The sequence below is a fragment of the Rhizobium sp. KNZ2-6A genome, assembly GCF_056755475.1.
On sequence record NZ_JBNDIC010000044.1, the window covers coordinates 1 to 24,037 of the forward strand.

Genomic DNA, 24,037 nt, shown 5'->3' on the forward strand with positions numbered 1-24,037 from the left:
CTTCCATATGAGCGAACAGCGGTTCGAGCAGATCATGGCCCGCCATGTGAGCGTCAGTGGCCGTGACCCCTATAAGGTGCTCGGCGTATCGCGACAGGACGATTTTCCGACGATCCGTCGCCGCTATCATGGCCTTGTCTCCGAGAACCATCCGGATCGTCTCGTGTCGCGAGGGGTCCCCGAAGAGTTTCATGCCATTGCCAACGAGCGCATGGCAGCCCTGAATGCGGCCTATGCCGAGATCGAGAAAGAACGCCGCGCCGCATGAGTGCATTTAAGGCCGATTTCACTCGCGCCCATGTGCAGCCTTCGCCGAACCATGGCGAGCGGCGGGACGGACGCCGGCCTGATATCATCCTTCTGCACTATACCGGCATGGGCACGGCCGAGGGAGCTCTCGACTGGCTGTGTCGCCCGGAGAGCCAGGTGTCGAGCCACTATTTCGTTTTCGAGGACGGGCGCGTCGTGCAGCTCGTTCCGGAAGAGCGTCGCGCTTGGCATGCGGGCAAGAGCTCCTGGCATGGTGATATCGATATCAATTCGCGGTCGATCGGCATCGAGATCGCCAATGCCGGCCATCCGGGCGGACTGCCGGATTTCCCGGATGCGCAGGTCGAAGCGGTCGTCGAACTGTGTCGCGATTGCGGCCAACGCTGGGCAATCGTGCCTGAACGCGTGCTCGGACACTCCGACGTGGCGCCCGTGCGAAAGGTGGATCCGGGCGAGAAATTCCCTTGGGCGGAGCTGGCTAAGGTAGGGGTAGGGCATTGGGTGGAACCGACGCCGATCACCGGCGGGAGGTTCTTCCAGAAAGGCGATGTCGGTCAACCGATCGAGGCGCTGCAGTCCATGCTCTCGCTTTATGGCTATAGCACTGAAATAACGGGGGAATTCTCGGAGAAGCTGAAGGGGGACGTCGAAGCCTTTCAGCGCCATTTCCGCCAGGAGCGCGTGGATGGCATCGCCGATTTTTCCACGATCGATACGCTTCATCGCCTTCTGTCCACGCTGCCCCGCTATTCGTAGCCTCGCCGTTGTCGGTGGCCATGTTTATAGCCGGCTATTGATGCGAAAATGCGTAACTCCCTGCTACGCCACATCTTTTCCCTATTATCTCCGCATTGCATTGGTCTAACGGCGCTCGCTGAACGGCGGTCGCGCCGTCTGGGTTTGTGTGTCGCGCGGCCGTAGACGACTAATGGGGACTGTGCATTCCGGCGGCTCTTTTTGCCTCCAGCCGGACGTGACGGCTTGTGCTGTCCGCGGTCCCGCCCCTGGAGACAAAAGACTACATGAAAAATTTGATTGTTGCGGCTGCAGCATGCGTGGGCGTGCTGCTGGCGGGATATGATTGCGCCTTTGCGGCCCAGCGTGACGCAAAGCAGAAAACGGTTCCACTCAAGATCGTCAGCCGCACCACCGGCTTTCCGATGCCAAACGTTCCCGCCGAATTGCGTGACGCGGAAACCTCCTTCGCACGACAAAATCGTTACTCCGCCCTGATTGCCAAATATGCCAAGCAGAACGGCGTTGCCGTTGAACTGGCGACTGCCGTCATCAAGATCGAAAGCAATTTCAATCCGAAAACACGGGGCAGCGCAGGCGAGATCGGCCTGATGCAGATCAAGCCGGCAACCGCCCGGCTGATGGGATATGCCGGAGGGGCCAAGGGGCTCTACGATCCCGAGACGAATATCAGGTTCGGCATGAAGTACCTGGCCATGGCGCAGGATCTCGGCGGCGGTGCGACGTGCAATACCATCCTCAAATACAATGCCGGCCACGGCGCCACGCGCATGAACCCGATCTCGAAGCGTTATTGCGGCAAGGTGCTGGCGCTTCTGGACTGACGTCCGAAGAACCAGGAATTACGGGTTAGGGCGGAATCGTCTTCCATGCTATCGAACAGCTATTGTTTGCGGGGATCATAGCATGGCAGCGGATTTCAGGTTCATCGTCGTCGGCCGGGGCATGATGGGGGCAGCTGCGGCCCGTCACCTGGCTAGGCAAACCGACGGCATTGCCGTTATCGGGCCGGATGAACCCGAAGATCGCGCCAGTCATCAGGGCGTCTTCGGCAGCCATTACGACGAGGGCCGCATCACCCGGACGATCGATCCCGATGCCGATTGGGCCCGTCTCGCGAACCGTTCGATCAGCCGCTATGCGGAAATCGAACGGGATAGCGGCATCCAGTTCTATGCGCCTGTCGGCTGCCTCGTTACCGGTCCGAAACGAGGAGGAGAAACCACCTATGTCGGCGATGTCGTCGAAGCCGCTGGCCGGCTCGGTGTTCAAACCGAAATCCTCGGCGACGCGGAGCTTGAGAAGAAGTTCCCTTTCTTCTCCTTTCCATCGGGAAGCGAAGGGGTCTTTGAGCCGCGTGGGGCAGGTCACATCAGTCCGCGCCGGCTGGTGAAGGCGCAGTCGTTGCTGGCGGAAAAAGCCGGCGCCAAGGTCATCAAGCAGACGGCATTGTCGATCCGCGACGAGGGTGGTCTCGCGATCGTCACGACGGCAGAAGGTGAGACCTTCAGCGCGGAAAAAATCCTGCTGGCCGCCGGCGGTTTCTCCATTGCGGAGAATCTCTTGCCGCGACCTGTTGAGATGAAGGTTTATGGCCGCACGGTCACCTTCTTCGAGGTCAGCGAAGCGGAAGCCGAAGCGCTTTCCGGCATGCCCTCGCTGATATCCGTGACGCCCGATGATGTGGACAGCATTTATATGCTGCCGCCGATCCGCTATCCCGACGGGAAGTATTACATCAAGATCGGCGGCGATCCCGATGATCTTCAATTCGAGACCGAGGCGGAATTGCGTGCCTGGTTTCGCACGGCCGGCCGCGACAAGGCCCGAGAACATCTGGTGCGAATCTTCCACGCGCTCGTTCCCGCTGTGAAGCGCCCTGCAGCTTTCACCAATTCCTGTGCCGTTTCCTATTCGCCGACGGGGTATCCGATGATCGGTTATACGTCGTCGCCACGCGTGGCGGTTCTGACCGGCGGTTGCGGCATGGCTGCCAAGAGTTCCGACGAAATCGGCCGGTTGGGGGCGGAACTGTTGTTCGCGGGCCGAATCAAGGACGAAGGCTACGGCACGGATTTCTCAGCGCATTTCCGCAACTGACATCCACCGTTCACGAGGCCGCATATTTCGGTGGCAATTGAGGGCGGTCTCGGTTAATGAGCCAGTGCCAGTTGGCTGGGCAGCCGCGCTTCATCAATGCCGAAAGGCGATGAGGTGAGGAAAGTCCGGGCTCCACGGAAACACGGTGCCGGATAACGTCCGGCGAGGGCAACCTCAGGGAAAGTGCCACAGAAAGCAAACCGCCCGGTCTCGTGCCGGGTAAGGGTGAAAGGGTGGGGTAAGAGCCCACCGCGTCTCTGGCAACAGCGACGGCACGGAAAACCCCACCGGGAGCAAAACCGAATAGGGATGACGCGGGGCGCGCAAGCGTTCCAGCCCGTTTCCGGGCCGGTCATCCGGGTGGGTTGCATGAGGCGTCGCGCAAGCGCCGTCCCAGATGAATGGCTGCCACGTTCCGGCCTCGGCCGGAGCCATACAGAACCCGGCTTACAGGCCAACTGGCAAATCATCGCGCCTTCTGCGAAAGGCGCGTTTCCCGCTCTCCGCAAATAATTTCGAGAGTGGCGGGATGCCCGGATTTCCAAGGTTTTCGGCCCTGGCAGGCGGGGCGTTTCGCCTGTGAAAACAATCCGTTTCGGGACATTGGCTGAGGCCGATCCTAACCTTTCGTTAAACTTAACGGCTTATGAATATTCGAGCTGATGCCATGCCAGACGTGGCCTCATCCCATTGACGCCCATATGGTCCCATGGTATCCCAAAAGAACACTGCATACGGGCAAATCAGTGCCCAATCATCGCAAGGCCGTGATTGCTTCCGTTCCGGAAGTATCGAAGGGGCATTCGCTCTTTCGGCTTGCGAAGCTGTGTCCGATTTTGGCTGTGCCTGTGAGCGTGTAGCTGCTTGCGGGTCATGGGGGACGGGTGTTTCGTGTCATGAACCGCTTCCTGTCAAATGCCACCAACCGGATCGATGCCAAGGGACGGGTTTCCGTGCCGGCGGCGTTTCGTTCCGTGCTGGCCGAGCGCAATATCCAGGAGCTGTACTGCTTCCAGGATTTTGTGTTTCCGGCGATCAGCGTCGGCGGTCTCGATCTGCTCGATCGGTTCGAGCGGCAGATTGCGGCGGACGATCCGTTTTCGCCGGCGGCAAATCAGATGTCGCTCCTCATTCATGGGGGTGGGGTCTTTATGAAGCTCGACGCGGAAGGGCGGTTGATGGTCACGGATTTCATCCGCGACTTCACCGGAATTGCGGGCGAAGTGACTTTCGTTGGGCGGGCGGATCATTTTCAATTGTGGCGACCGGAGGCCTTCCTGGCCTTGCAGGCGCAGGCACGAGAGGAGCGCAGGCTGGCGGGCAGGCGCTCGGATTAGAGCGGGGAAACGGAATGGCGGCGAATTCAGGCGGAGGTTCTTCTGATGCCGGTGGCGGACCGGTTCGTCACATTCCGGTTCTTCTTTCCGAGGTGCTCGATGCGCTGGCTCCGGCGTCCGGCAAAATTATACTCGACGGAACGTTCGGGGCTGGCGGCTATACGTCGGCCATCCTTGCTGCCGGCGCCGATGTGATTGCTCTTGATCGCGATCCGACGGCGATTGCGGCGGGCCAGGCACTTGTTTCGGCCCATGCCGGCCATCTCAATCTCATCCAATCGCAGTTTTCGCAATTGGCCGATCATGCGCCGGCAGGCGGCCTTGATGGCATCGTGCTCGATATCGGCGTTTCCTCCATGCAGATCGATGAGGCCGAGCGCGGTTTTTCGTTCAACAAGAGCGGTCCGCTCGACATGCGCATGTCGGCAAGCGGCGTATCGGCCGCCGATGTCGTCAATCGAGCCAAGCTCGCCGATCTCATTCGTATTTTTGTGTTTCTGGGCGAGGAAAAGCAGGCGCCACGCATTGCGCATGCGATCGAGAAACGGCGTGCGGAGGCTCCTTTTGTCACTACCCGCGATCTCGCCGGCCTGATCGAGACCGTGACGCCGCGAAAGGCGAAGGACAAGATTCATCCCGCGACGCGGGTCTTCCAAGCCTTGCGCATTTTCGTCAATGACGAGCTCGGCGAGCTGGCCCAGGCGTTGTTTGCAGCCGAACGCACCCTCAAGCCGGGCGGGCGCCTTGTCGTTGTGACCTTCCATTCGCTGGAAGACAGGATCGTCAAGAAGTTCTTTGCCGATCGCTCGGGCCGTGCCGTCGGGTCGCGCCACATGCCGATCGTGAGTGAGCGGCCTGCCACCTTCGAGCCGGTCGGCAAGTCGATGATTTCTGCGAGCGATGCCGAGGCGGAAGCCAATCCGCGCGCGCGCTCGGCCAAGCTGCGTGCGGGGCTTCGCACCGCCGCGCCAGCCGAAGCTGCCGATCTCTCGATCTTCGATCTGCCCAATCTCGCCAGTCTCGGAAAGCTCGGAGGTTGAGATGCTAAAGACTTTTGACATCGTGCTGATCGGCGTCATGACGGCCATGGCCAGCGTGACCTATACGATCAAGCATCGGGCCGAGCTGAAGCTGGAAGAGGTTCGTCGTCTCGAATCCGAAATCAAGCTCGAGAAGGACACGATCGAGCTTCTGAAGGCGGACTGGGCGCTGGTCTCGCAGCCGAACCGTCTTGAAAAGCTCGTCAACGCCTATAGTGGTGAGCTGCAACTGCAGCCGACGCTTTCGACCGCGATCGTCCAGCCGAGCGAGATGCCGATGCTGCGCTCGCAGCTTCCGCCGCCGACGGTGACGGCATCCAACGATCCGAAGAGCGGCAAGCCCGCCAAGGGCAATGCATCCGCAGCCTCCAAGAGCAGCGATACGACCGACGCGCAGATCAGGAAGGCCATTGCGGATGTGGCCGCCGCTCCCGCGCCGCGGCCGAAGGCGCCCACCTTGGTGAAGCGCAAGAAACCAGACATCGACAATATCGCAACGGGATCGGTGGACGAATAATGTCTTTTCTTTCTCGCATCATGGTCCTGAAGAGCAAGGCGCACTTCTCCACCGACGGCAACAATCGGCCGAGCGACGGCTTTTCGCGCTCGACCTTCGAAGGCGCGCGCAAGCGCAAGGCCACTCAGGCCAAGAGCCGCGTCGTTCTGCTGGTGGCGAGTTTCATCGCGGTCTATTGCGTGGTCGGCGCTCGTCTTGTCCAGTTCGCCATGACGCCTCCGGATACGACGTCAAGCATTTTGCCGCCGGATCGCCTTATGGCGTCGCGGCCCGACATTGTCGATCGCAACGGCGCCCTTCTGGCAACGGACATCCGTACCGTCTCGCTGTTTGCCGAACCGAACAAAATCATCGATCCGGATGAGGCCGTCGAGGAACTGCGCAAGGTCCTGCCGGATCTCGATGCCAAGTCCACCTACAAGAAGCTTTCGGTAAAGAGCTCGCATTTCGCCTGGCTGCGCCGGCAACTGACGCCGAAACAGCAAAGCCAGATCCTGGCGCTCGGCATTCCCGGCATCGGCTTCCGTCCGGAGAAGCGCCGCTTCTATCCCGGCGGCTCGACCGCGGCCCATATTCTCGGCTACGTCAATATCGACAACCGCGGCGTTGCCGGCATGGAGAAATATATCGACGACCAGGGGCTCGCCGACCTCGCCGCCGCGGGCATGACCAACGACCAGCCGCTGCAACCGGTGAAACTGTCGATCGATCTGCGCGTGCAGGACATCGTCCATGATGCGGTCGTCAACGCGGTCAAGAATTTCCAGGCGAAGGGTGCCGGCGCTGCGGTGGTCAATGTCAACACCGGCGAAGTGGTCGCCATGGCATCCGCGCCCGATTTCGATCCGAACTACCCGAATGAAGGTGCCTCCGAAGGCTGGCTCAATCGCATGACGAACGGCACGTTCGAAATGGGATCGACCTTCAAGACCTTTACCATGGCTATGGCATTCGATTCCGGCAAGGTCACGCTTCATGACGCTTTCGACGCCACCAATCCGATCCGTATCGGCGGCTTCACCATTAAAGATTTCCATGGTCAGCATCGCGTACTGACCGTTCCGGAAATCTTCCAGTATTCGTCCAATATCGGCACGGCGAAGGTCGCCGATCTCGTCGGCATCGACGCGCATAAGGAATTCCTCACCCGTATCGGCCTGCTCACCAAGATGCAGACCGAATTGCCCGAGGTGAAGATGCCGACGCAGCCACGCGTCTGGAAGAAGATCAATTCGATCACGATCTCCTTCGGTCACGGCGTCTCGACGACGCCGTTGCAGACAGCCGTTGCCGGTGCGGCGCTCGTCAACGGCGGCAGGCTGATCGAGCCGACTTTCTTGCCTCGCACCCGCGAGCAGGCCGACGAGATTGCCAAGCTCGTCGTCAAGAAAAGCACAAGCGACAATGTACGCTTCCTGCTTGACTTCAATGGCTCCAAGGGGTCGGGCCGTGCTGCCCGCGTGCCGGGTTACGATGTCGGCAGCAAGACCGGCACGGCCGACAAGGTCGTCAACGGTCGGTACTCCAATACGCTGAATTTCAACACCTTCATGGCCGCATTCCCGATCGATAATCCGCAATACATCATCATGACCTTCTGCGACGAGCCGAAGACCGGTGAGCATGGCGGCACGATCTCTGCCTACACCGCGGCGCCGATCGCGCGTGATATCATCGCCCGGGCAGCACCGATCCTCGGCATTCAGCCAAGTTTTGGAAACGGCAACTCGGCCTTGCTGGTGTCTTATTAAGCGTGAAAGAATACACACGTCGATTCGCGAGGGGCGGACTGATCGAGAAGGCGAAAAGTATATTCGATGAACTTGCGGGAAATTGCCGGAAATGGATTTCCGGAACTCAACACACAGATTGGCGGGACGCTTGGCGATCTTGAGATAATCGGGATCTCCGCCGACAGCCGGAAGGTGTCGCCCGGTGTGGCATTTGTTGCCGTGGCCGGGACCAAGGCTGATGGGGCGAGCTTTATCGCCGATGCCGTTTCGCGCGGGGCATCGGTTGTGGTTGCAGGCCATGAGATTGATGCTGGCGGTGTGCCCGTGCTTCCGGTTTCCGAACCGCGTCGGTTTCTGGCTGTCTCAGCTTCGCGCTTCTATGGACGGCAGCCGGAAACGATGGTGGCGGTGACGGGGACCGCCGGCAAAACCTCGGTTGCTTCCTTCACGCGCCAGATCTGGGCCTATGCCGGTCATCCGGCTGCCATGATCGGCACGACCGGCGTCGTATCGCCGACCCGTAACGAATATGGTGCACTGACGACGCCTGATCCGGTATCGCTGCACAAGCTGCTGGCCGAGCTCGCCGATGAAGGCGTCACTCATGCCGCCATGGAAGCTTCCAGCCATGGACTCGATCAATTCCGGCTCGATGGCGTGAAGCTCGGTGCCGCCGCTTTCACCAATCTCGGCCGCGACCACATGGATTATCATCCGACGGTCGAGGACTACATGGCCGCCAAGATGCGGCTGTTCCGGGATCTGCTGCCGAAGGGCTCTCCCGCAGTGATCTTTGCCGATGACGCGTGGTCGGCTCAGGCCATCGCCGCCGCCCGCGAGGCCGGGCAGGACGTGCGTACCGTCGGGCGCAAGGGTGATTTCCTGACGTTGAAGCGCGTGGAGCATTTCCGCCACAAGCAGATCGCCGAGGTGCATGTCGGCGACGATATCTTCGAAGTCCATATCCCGTTGGCTGGGGACTTCCAGATCGCCAATGCGCTTGTTGCCGCCGGCCTCGCCATCTCGACGGGTGTCGCTGCGCCGGTTGCCATGGCGGCATTGGAAAAGCTTGTCGGTGCATCCGGCCGCCTGGAGCTTGTCGGTCATACGCATAATGGGGCGCTCGCTTATGTCGACTATGCCCATAAGCCGGATGCGCTCGAAAATGTCCTGAATTCGGTGCGGCCGTTCACGACGGGCCGCGTCATTGTCGTCTTCGGCTGCGGCGGTGATCGTGATCGCGGCAAGCGGCCGATCATGGGCGAGATCGCTTGCCGTCTCGCCGACGTCGTCGTCGTTACCGACGACAATCCGCGATCCGAGGATCCGGCAACGATCCGCGCGGAGATCATGGTGGCCGCTGCCTGTGCGACGGAGATCGGCGATCGCGCCGAAGCGATCCGCACGGCGGTCGGCATGCTAACATCCGGCGACACGCTGATCGTCGCCGGCAAGGGGCATGAGGAAGGTCAGACGATCGGCAGCGTCACGCTGCCGTTCTCCGACCATGCCGAATTGCGCAAAGCATTGGAGGATTTGAAGTCTTGAGCTGGTTATGGACAACTGAGGATATGATCGCCGCAATCTCGGGCCGCTCTTTCGGAGCGCTGCCGGAGGGCATTACGGGCATATCCATAGACAGCCGTTCCATTCAGCCCGGCGAGGCTTTTTTTGCGATCAAGGGCGATCGCGTCGACGGCCATGACTATGCCAATCTGGCAATGGCGAATGGCGCGGCTTTTATCGTGATCAGCGAGGGGCGCCTGCCGGCAATGGGCAGGCTGACCGTACCGAAGATCGTGGTGGACGATGTGCTGGCAGCCCTTGCGCGGCTCGGCGCCGCCGCCCGCGAGCGCACACAGGCCAAGATCATCGCCGTTACAGGTTCGGTCGGCAAGACGACCACCAAGGAAATGCTGCGGCGTGCGCTGACACCCTCGGGCAGGGTGCACGCCTCCGTCGCCTCGTTCAACAATCATTGGGGTGTCCCGCTTACCCTGGCGCGCATGCCTGAAGATACGGATTTCGGCATTTTCGAAATCGGCATGAACCATCCCGGGGAAATTCGCCCGCTGGTCAAGATGGTGCAGCCGCATGTGGCGATCATCACCACGATCGCGCCGGCTCATCTCGGCAATTTCAACAGCATCAGCGAGATCGCGGCCGCGAAGGCGGAAATTTTCGAGGGTGTCGTGCCTGGTGGTCACGCCATTCTCAATCACGACAGCGATCAGTTCGAGATGCTGGAACATGCGGCACGGCAGGCGGGCATCGAGCATGTTCACAGCTTCGGTCAGCATGCCAAGGCCGATGTGCGCCTTGCGGAATTCAATGCCTCTGAAGAGAATTCGACGCTTTGGCTGACGATCGGCGGTGAGACCATGGAAGTGGCCCTCGGCGCACCCGGCCGTCACATCGCGGAAAATGCGCTTGCCGTGCTTGGCGCGGTCATGCTGGTGGAGGCCGATCTCGACGAGGCTGTCGATGCCTTGGCGGATCTGCAGCCGGAAAAGGGCCGGGGACAGCGCCACAAGCGCGCGATCGGCAACGGCTACTTCACGCTGATCGACGAAAGCTACAACGCCAATCCCGCTTCCATGCGCGCGGCCATCGCGCTGCTGGCGACGACCTCGCCGCATTCGGGGCCGGGCGGACGGCAGGGCAGGCGGATCGCCGTTCTCGGCGATATGCTGGAAATGGGGGATTATGCCCAGCGCGTGCATGCCAATCTTGCCGGACCGCTGCTGGCGGCCGGCATCGAGCATGTCTGGCTGGCGGGTCCGGAGATGGCGGCTTTAAGGGATGAGCTGCCGGAAAGTGTTCATGTCGAATATCGCGAGACGACGGAGGAGCTCTCGGAATTCGCGCTCAATTCAGTCGCCTCTGGCGACGTCTTGATGGTGAAATCATCGCTGGGGCTGGGATTTGGAAAGATCATAGCGGGCTTGCTTGACAAGTTTCCCGCATTTTCCGACACGGGCCCCCATACCCATCAGGGGCTTTAGAAAGGGCTCTTATGCTGATCTGGCTTGCCGAACTGTCGGACCATATTCATTTTTTCAGTACTCATTTCAGATTCCTCAATCTGTTCAGATACATCACGTTCCGTACCGGCGGTGCCCTGTTCACGTCAGCGTTGATTGTTTTCCTCTTCGGGCCGCGAATCATCTCCTCCCTGCGCGTGCGCCAGGGCAAGGGGCAGCCGATCCGCGCCGATGGTCCGCAGACGCATTTCAAGAAGGCCGGCACTCCGACGATGGGCGGGTTGATGATTCTGGCCGGCATCGTCGTCTCATCGCTGCTTTGGGCCGATCTTGCCAATGTCTATGTCGTCGCCACCCTGCTGGTGACGCTCGGCTTCGGCGCGATCGGCTTCTATGACGACTATCTCAAGGTGACCAAGCAGAGCGACAAGGGCTTTTCCGGCCGCGCGCGCCTCGGCATCGAGTTCATCATCGCCGCTATCGCCGTCTACTTCATGATGACGACCGCGCTATCCTCCGGCCCGGCCGGTTCGACCTTCGGCTCGTCTGTCGCCTTCCCCTTCTTCAAGAGCCTGCTGCTCAATCTTGGCATGTTCTTCGTGTTCTTCGGTGCATTCGTCATCGTTGCCGCCGGCAATGCCGTCAACCTGACCGACGGTCTCGACGGGCTTGCCATCGTGCCGGTCATGATCGCGGCGGCCTCCTTCGGCGTCATCTCCTATCTGGCCGGCAATTTCGTCTTCGCCGACTATCTGGCGATCAATTTCGTGCCCGGCACGGGCGAACTGGCCGTCGTCCTCGGCGCTGTCATCGGGGCGGGTCTTGGCTTTCTCTGGTTCAATGCGCCACCCGCCGCCATCTTCATGGGCGATACGGGTTCGCTGGCGCTCGGCGGCATGATCGGCTCGGTCGCCGTCGCCACCAAGCACGAGATCGTCATGGCGATCATCGGTGGTCTTTTCGTGCTGGAAGCGCTTTCCGTCATCATCCAGGTCGGTTTTTTCAAGATGACCAAGCGTCGTGTCTTCCTCATGGCGCCGATCCATCACCACTTCGAAAAGAAGGGCTGGACGGAAAGCCAGGTCGTCGTGCGCTTCTGGATCGTTGCGGTCATCCTGGCGATGGTCGGCCTGTCCACCCTGAAGTTGCGGTGAGGCACCGATGATCCCCGTTACCACGCTGAACGGAAAGAAGGTTGCTCTCTTCGGCCTCGGAGGTTCGGGTTTCGCCACGGCGCGGGCGTTGGTCGCGGGTGGCGCCGAGGTGACGGCCTGGGACGACAACCCGGACAGCGTGGCCAAGGCGGCAGCAGAGGGAATAGCGGTTGCCGATCTGAGGACGATCGACTGGAACAGCCAGTCGGTCTTCGTGCTGTCGCCCGGTGTGCCGCTGACGCATCCGAAGCCCCATTGGACCGTCGATCTCGCTCATGCCGCCGGCGTCGAGGTTATCGGCGACGTCGAGCTTTTCGTTAGGGAGCGGCGGGCGCATGCGCCGGATTGCCCCTTCATCGCCATTACCGGCACGAACGGCAAATCGACGACGACGGCGCTGATCGCTCATATCCTGCAATCGAGCGGGCGGGACACGCAGCTTGGCGGCAATATCGGGACAGCCGTGCTGACCCTCGATCCGCCGAAGGCTGGCCGCTTCTATGTGGTCGAGTGCTCTTCCTACCAGATCGATCTTGCGCCGACGCTCAATCCTTCCGCCGGCATTCTGCTGAACCTGACACCCGATCATCTCGATCGGCACGGCACGATGCAGCACTATGCCGATATCAAGGAGCGCCTTGTCGCGGGAAGCGACGTTGCCATAGTCGGCATTGACGACAGTCATTCCTCCTTGATCGCCGATCGCATCGAAAGGGCGGGCGGCAAGGTGATGCGGATTTCGCGCCGGCATGCATTGGCGCACGGCCTCTATGCCGAAGGCAGCCGCATCATGCGGGCATCCAGCGGTGCGGCAAGCGAGATCGCCGATCTCGACGGCATTCAGACCTTGCGCGGCGGCCATAACGCACAGAATGCGGCGGCGGCAATCGCAGCTTGCTTGGCCGTCGGCGTTTCGGCCGATGAAATTCGGGCCGGATTGAGATCATTCCCTGGTCTCAAGCATCGCATGCAGCCGATCGGAAAGCGCGGCCGAGTGGTTTTCGTCAACGATTCCAAGGCGACCAACGCGGATGCGGCCGCGCCTGCGCTTTCGAGCTACGAGAACATTTACTGGATTGCCGGCGGCCTGCCGAAAGAAGGCGGGATCACGACGCTTGCGCCGCTCTTTCCGCGCATAGCCAAGGCCTATCTGATCGGCGAGGCCGCACCCGCCTTTGCCGCAACGCTCGGGGAGCAGGTGCCCTACGAAATTTCCGGTACGCTGGAGCGGGCCGTCGCGCATGCGGCAGCCGATGCGGACAAGGATGAACATGTGTCCGCGGCGGTGATGTTGTCACCGGCTTGCGCAAGTTTCGATCAGTATAAGAATTTCGAGGTCAGGGGCGACGCCTTCGTCAGCCATGTGGCTGCAATCGAGGGCGTCTCCATGCTGATCGGTTCAGCAGCTGGAGGCAAATGATATGGTAAGCCGCGTTGAACGTGGGGCCTTGGCCGAGTGGTTCTGGACCATCGACCGCGTGTTTCTCGCCCTTTTCATTTTGTTGATCGGCATCGGTTTCATGCTTTCCTTCGCGGCCTCGCCCGCGGTGGCTGAGCGTATCGGGCTGGAGCCGTTCCACTTCGTCAAGCGTCACGCCCTATTCCTCGTTCCGGCGATCGCGGCGATGATCGGCATCTCCTTCATGACGCCCCGACAAGTCAGGCGCACGGCGGTCATCCTGCTGATCGTTGCGTTGGCGATGATGCTTTTCGCGCTCTTCTTCGGTATCGAGGTCAAGGGATCACGGCGCTGGGTCAATATCGCCGCGCTGTCGATCCAGCCATCCGAATTCATGAAACCGGCTTTCGTCGTCGTCTGCGCCTGGCTGTTTTCCGAACATGCGCGCCAGCCGGAAATTCCGGGCAATCTCTTCGCCATCATCCTGTTCGGCATCGTCGTCGCATTGCTCGTGGCCCAGCCGGACCTTGGCCAGACCATCCTGACGACGGCCGTCTGGGGCGGCATGTTCTTCATGGCGGGCATGCCCTGGCTGTGGATCATCGTGCTTGGCGGGCTTGGCGCCGGTGGTTTCGTCGCGGCCTATTACGTGTTCGATCACGTGGCGCAGCGCGTGAACAAGTTTATGACGGGCGAGGGCGATACGTTCCAGGTCGATACCGCCAAGGAGGCGATCGTTCACGGCAACTGGTTCGGCGTCGGTCCCGGCGAGGGCATCGTCAAGCGCATCATTCCGGACGCCCATACGGACTTCATCTTCTCGGTGGCTGCCGAAGAATTCGGTGTCATTTTCTGCATGGTGCTTGTCCTCATCTTTGCCGTTCTGGTGCTGCGCGGCCTGTCGCACGCCTATAAGGAAAAGAACGATTTTAACCGTTTCGCCGTTGCCGGCCTCGTGCTGCAGATCGGCATTCAGTCGATCATCAATATCGGCGTGAATCTGCAGCTCCTGCCGGCCAAGGGCATGACGCTGCCGCTGATATCCTACGGCGGCTCGTCGATGACCGCGATCTGCGTGACGGCAGGCTTCATCCTGGCGCTGACGCGGCACAGGCCGGAAAAGCGCGCGCAGGATCGCACCCTGTTCCGCGTGACGCACGGATTGCCGGCGGAGTGAGCGACTTGGGACCATTTGCCATTTGCTCTCGCTGTCTCCCGCCTATCCCTCATTCTCCGGTCGCTTTTCGGGAAGCGGCGGTCTATGAGGGGGGCTTGGCCCGCGTCGATGACGCGGCCGTGGCGGCTTCCTATATTAGGGAGATGCCCCGAGTCGTGGGGTGTTCGCGGGAGCGAAAATTATGAGTAAAGGCATTGTCCTTCTAGCCGCCGGCGGAACCGGCGGTCACGTATTTCCGGCCGAGGCGCTGGCCTATAAACTGAAGGAGCGCGGCTATTCCGTGCACCTCGTCACCGACAGCCGCGCCGAACGCTATGCCGGCAAGTTTCCGGCCGAAGAGATCCATGTCGTGCCCTCGGCGACGATCGGTTCGAAGAACCCGCTGAAGGTCGCGCGCGCACTTTGGACGCTGTGGACGGGCATGCGCGCTGCGCGCAAGCTGATCCAGCGCATCAAGCCCGTCTGCGTCGTCGGCTTCGGCGGCTATCCGACTGTTCCGCCGCTTCTGGCGGCCACGCGCATGGGCGTGCCGTCCATGCTGCATGAGCAGAACGCCGTCATGGGCCGCGCCAACAAGATGCTGGCGACGCGCGTTCGCGCGATTGCGGGTGGGTTCCTCACGGATAACGGCGCATTTGCGGAGAAGACGGTCACGACGGGAAACCCCGTGCGCCCGGCCGTCATCGAGGCGGCGAAGCGTCCCTATGTGCCATCCGGACCGGACGATCCGTTCAATCTGGTCGTCTTCGGCGGCAGCCAGGGTGCGCAGTATTTCTCGAAGGCCGTGCCTACGGCAATCAGCCTGCTTGAGGAGCCGCTGCGCAAGCGCCTGCGGATCACGCAGCAAGTGCGCCCCGAGGATATGGAGACGGTCAACAGCTGCACGAGAAAGCTTGACATGGGCGCCGATGTCGCGCCGTTCTTTACCGATATGGCCGAGCGCATCGGTGCAGCGCATCTGGTTCTTTGCCGCTCCGGAGCCTCGACCGTATCTGAGCTTGCCGTCATCGGCCGCCCGGCGATCCTCGTGCCTTATCCGCATGCGCTCGATCACGATCAGGCTGCGAATGCGGCCGCGCTGGCGGCAACCGGCGGCGTCAAGGTCATCGTACAATCGGAACTGACGCCGGAAAAGCTTTCCACCATCCTGCGCGGCTCCATGACCATGCCGGAAAAGCTTGCAAAGATGGCGGCAGCCGCCAAGCAGGCGGGCAAGCCGGATGCGGCAAACTTGCTTGCCGACATGGTTGAGGCTATTGCCGCGGGACGTTCAATTCAGCAATTCAAGGGGGCAGGCGTATGAAGCTGCCGAAGGCCATCGGCCTTGTGCATTTTATCGGTATAGGCGGTATCGGAATGAGCGGTATTGCCGAGGTGCTGCATAACCTCGGCCATCGCGTGCAGGGTTCCGATCAATCGGAAAGCGCCAACGTGCAGCGACTGCGCGACAAGGGCATCCCGGTCCATATCGGCCACAAGGCGGAAAACCTCGGCGACGCCGAAGTCGTCGTTGTCTCGACCGCGATCAAGAAGAGCAATCCCGAGCTTGCCGCCGCGCGCGAAAAACTGCTGCCGGTCGTCCGTCGCGCCGAAATGCTGGCCGAGTTGATGCGCTTCCGCAACGCCATCGCCATCGGCGGCACGCACGGAAAGACGACGACGACATCCCTCGTGGCGACGCTGCTCGAAGCTGGCGGGCTCGATCCCACAGTCATCAATGGCGGCATCATCAATGCCTACGGCACGAATGCGCGCATGGGCGCCGGCGAGTGGATGGTGGTCGAGGCCGACGAATCGGACGGCACCTTCCTGAAACTGCCGGCCGATGTCGCCGTCGTCACGAATATCGATCCGGAGCATCTCGATCACTACGGCAATTTCGATGCCGTCCGTGCCGCCTTCCGGCAGTTCGTCGAGAATGTGCCGTTCTATGGTTTCGGCGTCATGTGCATCGACCATCCGGAGGTGCAGTCGCTGGTCGGACGCATCGAGGACCGCAAGGTCATCACCTATGGCGAAAACCCGCAGGCGGACGTGCGTTTCTCGAATGTGCGCATCGACGGCACGCGCTCGGTGTTCGATATCGAAATCCGCAGGCGGCGCACGGGCAAGGTGATCCAGATCAAGGATCTCGTCATGCCGATGCCTGGTCGTCACAATATCTCCAACGCGACGGCGGCCGTTGCCGTTGCCAACCGTCTGGGGATCTCCAGCGAGGCGATCGCCAAGGGTCTGGCATCATTCGGCGGCGTCAAGCGCCGCTTCACGCTGACCGGCGAATGGAACGGCGTGAAGGTCTTCGACGATTATGGTCACCATCCCGTCGAGATCAAGGCGGTGCTGAAGGCCGCGCGCGAAGCCTGCAACGGCCGCATCATCGCCGTTCATCAACCGCATCGCTATACGCGCCTGTCGAGCCTCTTCGAAGAGTTCGCCGCCTGCTTCAACGATGCCGACAGCATCTTCCTGGCCCCCGTCTATGCAGCCGGCGAGGATCCCATCGAGGGTGCTGATTCGCAGGCACTGGTTTCGCGCATCAAGGCTAGCGGCCATCGCGATGCGCGCTATCTGCCATCGCAGGAAGATCTTGCCGCCATGGTTGCAGAGATTGCGCGACCGGGTGATTTTGTGGTTTTGTTGGGGGCTGGCAGTATCACATATTGGGCAGCATCATTGCCAAAGGAATTGGAAGGCCTCTCGGGTAAGTCCGCATGAAACAGGTAAATGGGGAAAAGCTTCTCGCGTCGCTCGGCGACAGTGTAAAGGACATCAGGGGCCGGCTGACGCCGGACGCGCCGATGGATCGTGTCACGTGGTTCCGCGCCGGCGGACTGGCGGAACTGATGTTCCAGCCGCATGACACGGACGATCTCATCGCCTTCCTGAAGATATTGCCGGAAGACGTGCCGCTGACGGTCGTCGGCGTGGGTTCGAACATATTGGTGCGCGACGGCGGCATTCCGGGCGTCGTCCTCCGGCTTTCGGCCAAGGGCTTCGGCTCCGTCGAGCTTGCCGGCGAAAATCGTATCCTGGCCGGCGCCATTTGCCCCGATAAGCATGTCGCGGCCATGGCGATGGACAACAGCATCGGCGGCTTCCATTTCTTCTACGGCATTCCTGGCAGCATCGGTGGTGCCGCGCGGATGAATGCGGGCGCCAACGGAGCCGAAACGCGCGAGCGCGTCGTCGAAGTGCATGCCATCGACCGCAAGGGCGACAAGCATGTGCTTAGCAATGCCGAGATGGGCTACAGCTACCGGCATTCGGATGCGTCCGACGATCTGATCTTCACGCATGTCCTTTTCGAGGGGCATCCGGAAGATCGCGCCAAGATTCGCGCTGAGATGGATGCCGTGCGCGCCCATCGCGAAACCGTGCAGCCGATTCGGGAAAAGACCGGTGGTTCGACCTTCAAGAATCCGGAAGGTCATTCCGCCTGGAAACTGATCGATGAGGCGGGCTGCCGCGGTCTCGTCATCGGTGGCGCGCAAATGTCGTCGCTGCATTGCAACTTCATGATCAACATGGAGCAGGCGACGGGCTACGATCTGGAATATCTCGGCGAGCAGGTGCGCCGCGAGGTTTTCGAGAAATCCGGCGTCAAGCTGGAGTGGGAAATCAAGCGCCTCGGCTACTTCATGCCCGGCCGGGAGGTTCGCCCGTTCCAGGGTGTCACGACCGAGTAATGAGTGGGTTGTCACAGGCTCCGAACTTCAGACAATGATTCAACAAAAAGGCCGGGTTTTTACCCGGCCTTTTCAATTGGTTATCGTGAAGTCCTCAGACTTCGTCGTTGCCCGAGAGCAGGATGCCGACCAGCGAGAGCAGCGCGGCGGCCGCCAGATAGTAGCCGACATAGACCAGGCCGTAGGTCGTCGCGAGCCATGTGGCGATGTAGGGAGCCAGCGACGCGCCGACGATGCCGCCGAGATTGAAGGTCATCGAGGCGCCGGTATAGCGTACGGTGGTCGGAAAGGGTGCCGCTAGCGCGGCACCGATCGGGCCGTAGGTGAAGCCCATCAGCGCAAGGCCGATGATCGAGCAAGCGAAAGTGCCTGAAAGGCCGGCCGTCAGCAGCGACGAGTAGAACAGGCCGAAGATGAAGATGCCGATCGTCGTCAGGATCAGAACCAGCCGGCGCGAATAGCGGTCCGACAACAGGCCGGAGATCGGGATCATCAGGCCGAAGAAGACGACGCCGGCGAGCTGGACGACGAGGAACTGGCCCTGCGAGTAGCCGAGACCTGCCGGCAGCGGACCGTTGCCCGGAGGCCTGGTGCCCCAGCTCAACGTAAAGGCCGTCATCAGATAGAACAGCACGAAGGTCGCCACCGCGATGATGGTGCCGAGAATCAGGCTGCGGAGATGCGAACGGAAGATGACCGCGATCGGGACGGAAACGCGTTCTTCCTTTTCGATCGCGCGCTGGAATTCCGGAGTTTCCGTGATCTTCAGACGGACATAGAGGCCGACGGCAACAAGCACGATGCTGATCAGGAAGGGGACGCGCCAGCCATAGTTGAGGAAGTCCGCATCCGCCATGGTTTCGCGCAGGATAAGGAAAAGCCCGGCCGACAGGATGAAGCCGATGGGGGCGCCGAGCTGCGGGAACATGGCGTACCAGCTGCGCTTGCCTTCAGGCGCGTTTTCCGTCGCCAGCAGCACCGCGCCGCCCCATTCGCCGCCGAGACCGAGACCCTGACCGAGGCGGCAAAGCGCCAGCAGCACGGGTGCGAGAACGCCGATCGATTCGTAGGTCGGCAGCATGCCGATCACGACCGTTGAGAGACCCATGGTCATCAGAGCCGCGACGAGCGTCGCCTTGCGGCCGACCCGGTCGCCGAAATGGCCGAAGATCATCGCGCCGATCGGACGCGCGAAGAAGGCGATGGAGAAGGTCGCGAAGGACTGCAGCGTTGCCGAAGTCGGATCGCTTGCTGGAAAGAACAGCTTCGGGAAGACGATAACCGCCGCCGTTGCATAAACATAGAAATCGAAAAATTCGATCGTTGTGCCGATAAGGCTCGCGATCAGAACACGTGCCGGGGAATTCGCAACAGCATTGTTCGATGACGAGGGGGTCGGCGATAAAGGAGATATCGCGTCAGTCATGATCCCACCAATTTAGAGGATGCTAAGGTTTTCTTATTAGGTAAGGCGTGTCCTTAGCGTAATTTTTGTTCGACGCAAACGTCAAATGCGCAAGAAATCAGCGGTTGTGTGCTACTATTTAGCCGCAATTGTTGATTCGCAAACAATTGGGCGAACGTTTGCCGTTAAGTGGGGCGTGCTTCGGGTGAGTCCTTGCCCGACGTTTTTTCATAGATGGTCGATTTTCGCTGTGGTTGAGGGCAAAGGAGAAGGCTTTCATGCAGAAAAAACTCATCGCTGAGTTTCTTGGGACGTTCTGGCTCGTATTTGGTGGCTGCGGCAGCGCAATTTTCGCGGCGGCATTTCCGAGCCTCGGTATCGGTTTTCTGGGTGTTGCTTTTGCGTTCGGTCTGACCGTGCTGACGATGGCCTATGCGGTCGGCGGCATTTCAGGTGGGCATTTCAATCCAGCCGTCTCGGTGGGTCTGACGGTGGCTGGCCGCTTTCCGGGCGGGCAGCTCATTCCTTATATCGTCGCGCAGGTTGTCGGTGCCATCGTGGCTGCAGCCGTGCTCTATCTGATCGCCAGCGGCAAGGCCGATTTTCAGCTCGGCGGCTTTGCGGCGAACGGCTATGGCGAGCATTCGCCGGGTGGCTATTCGCTGGTCTCGGCATTGGTGGCCGAGATCGTGCTGACCTTGTTTTTCCTCGTCGTGATTCTTGGCTCGACGAGTAGCAAGGTGCCGGCCGGCTTCGCGCCGATTGCCATCGGCCTGACGCTGACGCTGATTCACCTGATTTCGATCCCGATTACCAATACGTCGGTCAATCCGGCCCGTTCGACAGGCCAGGCATTGTTCGTCGGCGGTTGGGCCCTGCAGCAGCTTTGGCTGTTCTGGGTCGCTCCCATCGTCGGTGGCGCATTGGGCGGGCTGGTCTGGAAGCTGGTCGACGACAGCGAGTGAAATCCCAACGATTTTAATGCCTTCAGGCCCGCATCGGAACACCCGATGCGGGCCTCTTTGTTTAAAAAATCTAAATGTAGCGATTTCAAAAGTAGCAACTCTCTGATTCTAATGGCAGAATTCGTTGGGCCGGTTTGATTCGAACCATTCGATCATCGGCGGAGCGGCCGAAAGTTAACGAAAGTAAACGCTTCATTAACCTTAATGTCGTTCTAATCAGCCTATTGAAAGCGGGGCGAGAATCGCTGTTAGGCGAGGCCCGCAAATGCAGAGCAGAGACCGTGAAGTCGGGGGTATTGATGGGTGGCAAGCATGTGGCTGTCCTTTTGGGCGGATTTTCCTCGGAGAGGCCTGTCAGCCTTTCTTCGGGAAAGGCATGCGCCGATGCCCTCGAAGCCGAAGGCTTTCAGGTTTCCCGTATCGATGTGGGGCATGATGTCGCCAGCCGTCTGGCCGAGCTGAAGCCCGACGCCGTCTTCAATGCGCTGCATGGTCCTTTCGGTGAGGATGGCACGATCCAGGGCGTCCTCGAATATCTGCAGATTCCCTATACGCATTCCGGCGTGCTTGCCTCGGCGCTCGCGATGGACAAGTCGCGTGCCAAGACCGTTGCCGCCGCGGCCGGTATTCCGGTCGCGGGCTCGATCGTCATGAACCGTTTCGGCATCGTCAATGAGCACCCGATGGCGCCGCCTTACGTCGTCAAGCCGGTGCGTGAAGGGTCGAGCTTCGGCGTCGTGATCGTCAAGGAAGATCAGGCGCATCCGCCGCAGATCATTACGTCTTCCGAATGGCGCTACGGCGACGAGGTGCTTGTCGAGCGCTATGTTTATGGGCGGGAGCTGACCTGCGGCGTCATGGGCGGCAAGGTTCTCGGTGTAACTGAGATCGTGCCGCTCGGGCACAGCTTCTATGACTATGACGCCAAGTACGCCAAGGGTGGGTCAAAACATGTCTTGCCGGCGGAAATTTCACCGAATCTTTACCAAAAGATACAAACATTATCGTTAAGGGCACATGAAGCTATCGGCTGCCGCGGCGTTAGTCGATCTGACTTCCGTTTTGACGATCGCTTTTCCGAAGAGGGCGAACTTGTCTGGTTGGAGATCAATACCCAGCCCGGCATGACTCCTACCTCCCTTGTGCCTGAAATGGCGGCGCATGCCGGCTACTCTTTTGGTGAATTTCTCCGGTGGATGGTGGAGGACGCGTCTTGTTTGCGCTGACGCTCAAAAATATGAGGCGGTCCCGTCATCGCGTCCCGCTCGCCATCGATGATGTCGAGGATGCGTTCGTCCTGCCGCGTCCGCTGCGCCGCGCCGTACGCTTCCTGGTCAGCCTCGGCTCGGGCCGTGTCAACATTCCCGCGCATACGGGTACGGTGTCCGCCTTGATGCTCCTGGCTGCAACCGGTCTTTACGGCATGTCGCTTGGTGGTCACACCCAGGCTGTCGCCGAGGCGACGACCTCTGCCGCCGGGTTCGCGATCGAGGACGTCAAGGTTTCCGGCAATGACGAGACCTCGGAAATCGAGATTCTGCAGTTGCTTGGCCTCGACGGCACGACTTCGCTCGTTGCTCTCGATGCCGATGCGGCTCGCCTGAAGATCGCGAATTTGCCCTGGGTCGAAAATGTGGAAGTCCGCAAGGTCTATCCGAGGGCGGTCGAGGTGAAGCTGACGGAGCGCAAGGCCTACGCCATCTGGCAGCACGGCTCCGAGCTTTCGCTGATCCAGAAGGACGGCAGCGTGATCGCGCCGCTGCGCGACAACAAGTTCGCCAAGCTGCCGCTCTTCGTCGGCCGCGACGCCGAAACCGCAGCCGCCTCGGTCGAGGACGAGTTTGCCAAGTGGCCGGATGTCCGTGGTCATGTGAAGGCCTTCGTCCGCGTCGCCGGCCGTCGCTGGGATCTTTATCTCGACAATGGCGTGATCATCAAATTGCCGGAAGACAATATCGACGGCGCGCTCGCGCGCCTCACCATGCTCGACAAGAACGAAAATCTTCTTGAGCGCGATATCGCCGCCGTCGATCTCCGTCTCGATGATCGCACCGCAATAGAACTAACCCCGGATGCCGCAGTTCGTCGTCAGGCCGCCGTCGATGCGAGAAACAAGGCTTTGAAGAAAGCAGGGCAGGATACATGAGCTTATTCGGTTCGTCCCATTTCGGCCTGCCTCGGTTGAAGCCGCTGTCGTCGAAGCGGTCGCACATCGTGTCGGTCCTCGACATCGGCTCGACGAAGGTCGTCTGCATGATCGGCCGGCTGACGCCGCGCGAGGAGAGCCAGGTTCTTCCGAACCGCTCGCACAATATCGAGATCATCGGCATCGGCCATCAGCGCTCGCGCGGCATCAAGACCGGCGTCATCGCCGACCTCGACGCACTGGAAAGCGTCGTCCGGCTCTCCGTCGATGCGGCCGAGCGCATGGCTGGGCTGACCGTCGACAGCCTGATCGTCAATGTCTCGGCCGGCCGTCTCGGCAGCGACATCTACACCGCGACCATCGATCTCGGTGGCCAGGAAGTCGAGGCCAACGATCTCAAGAAGGTTCTGGCTGCCGCCTGCCAGCAGTCGATCCGCCAGGAACGCGCCGTGCTGCATTCGCTGGCAACCGGTTACTCGCTCGATGGTGAGCGCGGCATCCGCGACCCGCTGGCAATGTTCGGCGACGCGCTCGGCGTCGACATGCATGTGGTGACTGCGGAGCGCGCAGCACTGCGCAACCTCGAACTCTGCATCAACCGCGCCCATCTTTCGGTCGAGGGCATGGTAGCGACGCCTTATGCCAGCGGCCTTGCGGCTCTCGTTGACGACGAAGTGGAGCTCGGCTGCGCCGCCATCGACATGGGCGGCGGCACGACGACGATCTCGGTCTTTGCCGAAGGTAAGCTGGTTCATACCGATGCCGTCAGCCTTGGTGGCCATCACGTCACCACGGATCTTGCCCGTGGCCTTTCCACTCGTATCGAGGATGCGGAGCGGCTGAAGGTGGTCCATGCCTCGGCGCTTGCGAATTCTTCGGAAGAGCGTGAACTGATTTCCATCCCGCCGATCGGCGAAGACGAGCGTGACCAGCCGACGCAGGTGCCGAAGGCACTTGTGTCGCGCATCGTCAAGGCTCGCATCGAGGAAACCCTCGAGCTCATTCGCGATCGTATCCAGCGTTCGGGCTTCAGCCCGATCGTCGGCAAGCGCGTCGTCCTGACGGGTGGTGCCAGCCAGCTGACCGGCCTGCCCGAAGTGGCGCGCCGCGTTCTTGCCCGCAATGTCCGCATCGGCCGTCCGATGGGCGTATCCGGCCTGCCGACGGCGGCCAAGGGGCCGGCTTTTTCGACGGCAGTCGGTCTGATGATCTATCCGCAGGTCGCAGACATGGAGACACATGCGCCGAGCAGCGGTCTGCTCTCGTCGTTTGGGGGTAACAACAGCCGGATCGGCCGTGTCGGCCAATGGCTGAAGGAGAGTTTTTGAGTGCCTGATCCGGAGAGGCTCTCCGGGTAAGCGTCAGGCA

At 60.8% G+C, this 24,037-nt stretch carries 21 protein-coding genes and 1 other RNA gene; 21 read left to right on the forward strand and 1 reads right to left on the reverse strand.

What is annotated here, in order from left to right; all coding sequences use genetic code 11:
• The 17 genes from ACPYOP_RS24920 to murB all read left to right on the forward strand — a co-directional run.
• Positions 1-268 (forward strand): J domain-containing protein (locus tag ACPYOP_RS24920; RefSeq protein ID WP_481412955.1); only part of this gene is annotated, 268 nt, incomplete at its 5' end.
• A complete protein-coding gene (locus tag ACPYOP_RS24925) occupies positions 265-1,026 on the forward strand; it encodes an N-acetylmuramoyl-L-alanine amidase (protein WP_481412956.1) in 762 nt (253 codons plus the stop codon). The genes ACPYOP_RS24920 and ACPYOP_RS24925, both read left to right, overlap by 4 nt.
• Positions 1,027-1,292: 266 nt before the next feature.
• Positions 1,293-1,850, forward strand: coding sequence for a lytic transglycosylase domain-containing protein (locus ACPYOP_RS24930; RefSeq protein ID WP_481412957.1), 558 nt, complete (start codon positions 1,293-1,295; stop codon positions 1,848-1,850).
• Positions 1,851-1,932: 82 nt separating this feature from the next.
• Positions 1,933-3,126 (forward strand): NAD(P)/FAD-dependent oxidoreductase, encoded by a 1,194-nt coding sequence (locus ACPYOP_RS24935; protein WP_481412958.1) that lies wholly within the window; start codon positions 1,933-1,935, stop codon positions 3,124-3,126.
• Positions 3,127-3,193: 67 nt separating this feature from the next.
• Positions 3,194-3,592: RNase P RNA component class A (gene rnpB / locus ACPYOP_RS24940), an RNA gene on the forward strand.
• Positions 3,593-4,022: 430 nt separating this feature from the next.
• Entirely contained in the window at positions 4,023-4,463 is a 441-nt protein-coding gene (gene mraZ / locus ACPYOP_RS24945) for a division/cell wall cluster transcriptional repressor MraZ (protein ID WP_481412959.1), read from the forward strand.
• Positions 4,464-4,477: 14 nt separating this feature from the next.
• On the forward strand, positions 4,478-5,503 hold the full coding sequence (rsmH, locus tag ACPYOP_RS24950) for a 16S rRNA (cytosine(1402)-N(4))-methyltransferase RsmH (RefSeq protein WP_481412960.1): 1,026 nt from the start codon (positions 4,478-4,480) through the stop codon (positions 5,501-5,503).
• 1 nt (position 5,504) lies between these two features.
• Complete coding sequence (ftsL, locus tag ACPYOP_RS24955) at positions 5,505-6,020, forward strand: cell division protein FtsL (protein WP_481412961.1); 516 nt, start codon at positions 5,505-5,507, stop codon at positions 6,018-6,020.
• Complete coding sequence (locus ACPYOP_RS24960) at positions 6,020-7,771, forward strand: peptidoglycan D,D-transpeptidase FtsI family protein (RefSeq protein WP_481412962.1); 1,752 nt, start codon at positions 6,020-6,022, stop codon at positions 7,769-7,771. Before ftsL ends, ACPYOP_RS24960 begins: the two co-directional genes overlap by 1 nt.
• A 66-nt stretch (positions 7,772-7,837) precedes the next feature.
• The gene (locus ACPYOP_RS24965; RefSeq protein WP_481412963.1) at positions 7,838-9,301 is read left to right on the forward strand and encodes a UDP-N-acetylmuramoyl-L-alanyl-D-glutamate--2,6-diaminopimelate ligase; all 1,464 of its coding nucleotides are present in this window, start codon (positions 7,838-7,840) and stop codon (positions 9,299-9,301) included.
• The gene (locus tag ACPYOP_RS24970; RefSeq protein WP_481412964.1) at positions 9,298-10,758 is read left to right on the forward strand and encodes a UDP-N-acetylmuramoylalanyl-D-glutamyl-2,6-diaminopimelate--D-alanyl-D-alanine ligase; all 1,461 of its coding nucleotides are present in this window, start codon (positions 9,298-9,300) and stop codon (positions 10,756-10,758) included. The genes ACPYOP_RS24965 and ACPYOP_RS24970 overlap by 4 nt, the downstream gene beginning before the upstream one ends.
• A gap of 11 nt (positions 10,759-10,769) precedes the next feature.
• The gene (mraY, locus tag ACPYOP_RS24975; RefSeq protein WP_481412965.1) at positions 10,770-11,891 is read left to right on the forward strand and encodes a phospho-N-acetylmuramoyl-pentapeptide-transferase; all 1,122 of its coding nucleotides are present in this window, start codon (positions 10,770-10,772) and stop codon (positions 11,889-11,891) included.
• Positions 11,892-11,898: 7 nt separating this feature from the next.
• On the forward strand, positions 11,899-13,311 hold the full coding sequence (gene murD / locus ACPYOP_RS24980; RefSeq protein WP_481412966.1) for a UDP-N-acetylmuramoyl-L-alanine--D-glutamate ligase: 1,413 nt from the start codon (positions 11,899-11,901) through the stop codon (positions 13,309-13,311).
• Position 13,312: 1 nt separating this feature from the next.
• Positions 13,313-14,467 (forward strand): putative lipid II flippase FtsW, encoded by a 1,155-nt coding sequence (gene ftsW / locus ACPYOP_RS24985; protein WP_481412967.1) that lies wholly within the window; start codon positions 13,313-13,315, stop codon positions 14,465-14,467.
• Between the two features lie 181 nt (positions 14,468-14,648).
• The gene (murG, locus tag ACPYOP_RS24990; protein ID WP_481412968.1) at positions 14,649-15,770 is read left to right on the forward strand and encodes an undecaprenyldiphospho-muramoylpentapeptide beta-N-acetylglucosaminyltransferase; all 1,122 of its coding nucleotides are present in this window, start codon (positions 14,649-14,651) and stop codon (positions 15,768-15,770) included.
• Positions 15,767-17,182, forward strand: a complete 1,416-nt coding sequence (gene murC / locus ACPYOP_RS24995) for a UDP-N-acetylmuramate--L-alanine ligase (RefSeq protein ID WP_481412969.1) — start codon at positions 15,767-15,769, stop codon at positions 17,180-17,182. The genes murG and murC overlap by 4 nt, the downstream gene beginning before the upstream one ends.
• A complete protein-coding gene (gene murB / locus ACPYOP_RS25000) occupies positions 17,179-18,153 on the forward strand; it encodes a UDP-N-acetylmuramate dehydrogenase (RefSeq protein ID WP_481412970.1) in 975 nt (324 codons plus the stop codon). The genes murC and murB overlap by 4 nt, the downstream gene beginning before the upstream one ends.
• A gap of 94 nt (positions 18,154-18,247) precedes the next feature.
• Here murB and ACPYOP_RS25005 read toward each other — a convergent pair whose 3' ends face one another.
• Positions 18,248-19,579 (reverse strand): MFS transporter, encoded by a 1,332-nt coding sequence (locus ACPYOP_RS25005; RefSeq protein ID WP_481412971.1) that lies wholly within the window; start codon positions 19,577-19,579, stop codon positions 18,248-18,250.
• A 257-nt stretch (positions 19,580-19,836) separates the two neighbouring features.
• Between ACPYOP_RS25005 and aqpZ the strand changes: the two genes are divergently transcribed.
• The 4 genes from aqpZ to ftsA all read left to right on the forward strand — a co-directional run bounded on the left by aqpZ (position 19,837) and on the right by ftsA (position 23,997).
• Entirely contained in the window at positions 19,837-20,523 is a 687-nt protein-coding gene (gene aqpZ / locus ACPYOP_RS25010; RefSeq protein WP_481412972.1) for an aquaporin Z, read from the forward strand.
• Positions 20,524-20,822: 299 nt separating this feature from the next.
• Positions 20,823-21,749 (forward strand): D-alanine--D-alanine ligase, encoded by a 927-nt coding sequence (locus tag ACPYOP_RS25015; RefSeq protein WP_481413005.1) that lies wholly within the window; start codon positions 20,823-20,825, stop codon positions 21,747-21,749.
• Positions 21,737-22,669, forward strand: coding sequence for a cell division protein FtsQ/DivIB (locus ACPYOP_RS25020; protein ID WP_481412973.1), 933 nt, complete (start codon positions 21,737-21,739; stop codon positions 22,667-22,669). The genes ACPYOP_RS25015 and ACPYOP_RS25020 overlap by 13 nt, the downstream gene beginning before the upstream one ends.
• Positions 22,666-23,997, forward strand: coding sequence for a cell division protein FtsA (gene ftsA / locus ACPYOP_RS25025; RefSeq protein WP_481412974.1), 1,332 nt, complete (start codon positions 22,666-22,668; stop codon positions 23,995-23,997). Before ACPYOP_RS25020 ends, ftsA begins: the two co-directional genes overlap by 4 nt.
• The last annotated feature ends 40 nt before the right edge of the window (positions 23,998-24,037 follow it).

Bases quoted from the DNA above. Each gene is read 5' to 3' on its own strand.
- ACPYOP_RS24925 (WP_481412956.1), top strand. From the start codon at position 265: ATGAGTGCATTTAAGGCCGATTTCACTCGCGCCCATGTGCAGCCTTCG.
- ACPYOP_RS24930 (WP_481412957.1), top strand. From the start codon at position 1,293: ATGAAAAATTTGATTGTTGCGGCTGCAGCATGCGTGGGCGTGCTGCTG.
- ACPYOP_RS24935 (WP_481412958.1), top strand. From the start codon at position 1,933: ATGGCAGCGGATTTCAGGTTCATCGTCGTCGGCCGGGGCATGATGGGG.
- mraZ (WP_481412959.1), top strand. From the start codon at position 4,023: ATGAACCGCTTCCTGTCAAATGCCACCAACCGGATCGATGCCAAGGGA.
- rsmH (WP_481412960.1), top strand. From the start codon at position 4,478: ATGGCGGCGAATTCAGGCGGAGGTTCTTCTGATGCCGGTGGCGGACCG.
- ftsL (WP_481412961.1), top strand. From the start codon at position 5,505: ATGCTAAAGACTTTTGACATCGTGCTGATCGGCGTCATGACGGCCATG.
- ACPYOP_RS24960 (WP_481412962.1), top strand. From the start codon at position 6,020: ATGTCTTTTCTTTCTCGCATCATGGTCCTGAAGAGCAAGGCGCACTTC.
- ACPYOP_RS24965 (WP_481412963.1), top strand. From the start codon at position 7,838: ATGAACTTGCGGGAAATTGCCGGAAATGGATTTCCGGAACTCAACACA.
- mraY (WP_481412965.1), top strand. From the start codon at position 10,770: ATGCTGATCTGGCTTGCCGAACTGTCGGACCATATTCATTTTTTCAGT.
- murD (WP_481412966.1), top strand. From the start codon at position 11,899: ATGATCCCCGTTACCACGCTGAACGGAAAGAAGGTTGCTCTCTTCGGC.
- ftsW (WP_481412967.1), top strand. From the start codon at position 13,313: ATGGTAAGCCGCGTTGAACGTGGGGCCTTGGCCGAGTGGTTCTGGACC.
- murG (WP_481412968.1), top strand. From the start codon at position 14,649: ATGAGTAAAGGCATTGTCCTTCTAGCCGCCGGCGGAACCGGCGGTCAC.
- murC (WP_481412969.1), top strand. From the start codon at position 15,767: ATGAAGCTGCCGAAGGCCATCGGCCTTGTGCATTTTATCGGTATAGGC.
- murB (WP_481412970.1), top strand. From the start codon at position 17,179: ATGAAACAGGTAAATGGGGAAAAGCTTCTCGCGTCGCTCGGCGACAGT.
- ACPYOP_RS25005 (WP_481412971.1), bottom strand. From the start codon at position 19,579: ATGACTGACGCGATATCTCCTTTATCGCCGACCCCCTCGTCATCGAAC.
- aqpZ (WP_481412972.1), top strand. From the start codon at position 19,837: ATGCAGAAAAAACTCATCGCTGAGTTTCTTGGGACGTTCTGGCTCGTA.
- ACPYOP_RS25015 (WP_481413005.1), top strand. From the start codon at position 20,823: ATGGGTGGCAAGCATGTGGCTGTCCTTTTGGGCGGATTTTCCTCGGAG.
- ftsA (WP_481412974.1), top strand. From the start codon at position 22,666: ATGAGCTTATTCGGTTCGTCCCATTTCGGCCTGCCTCGGTTGAAGCCG.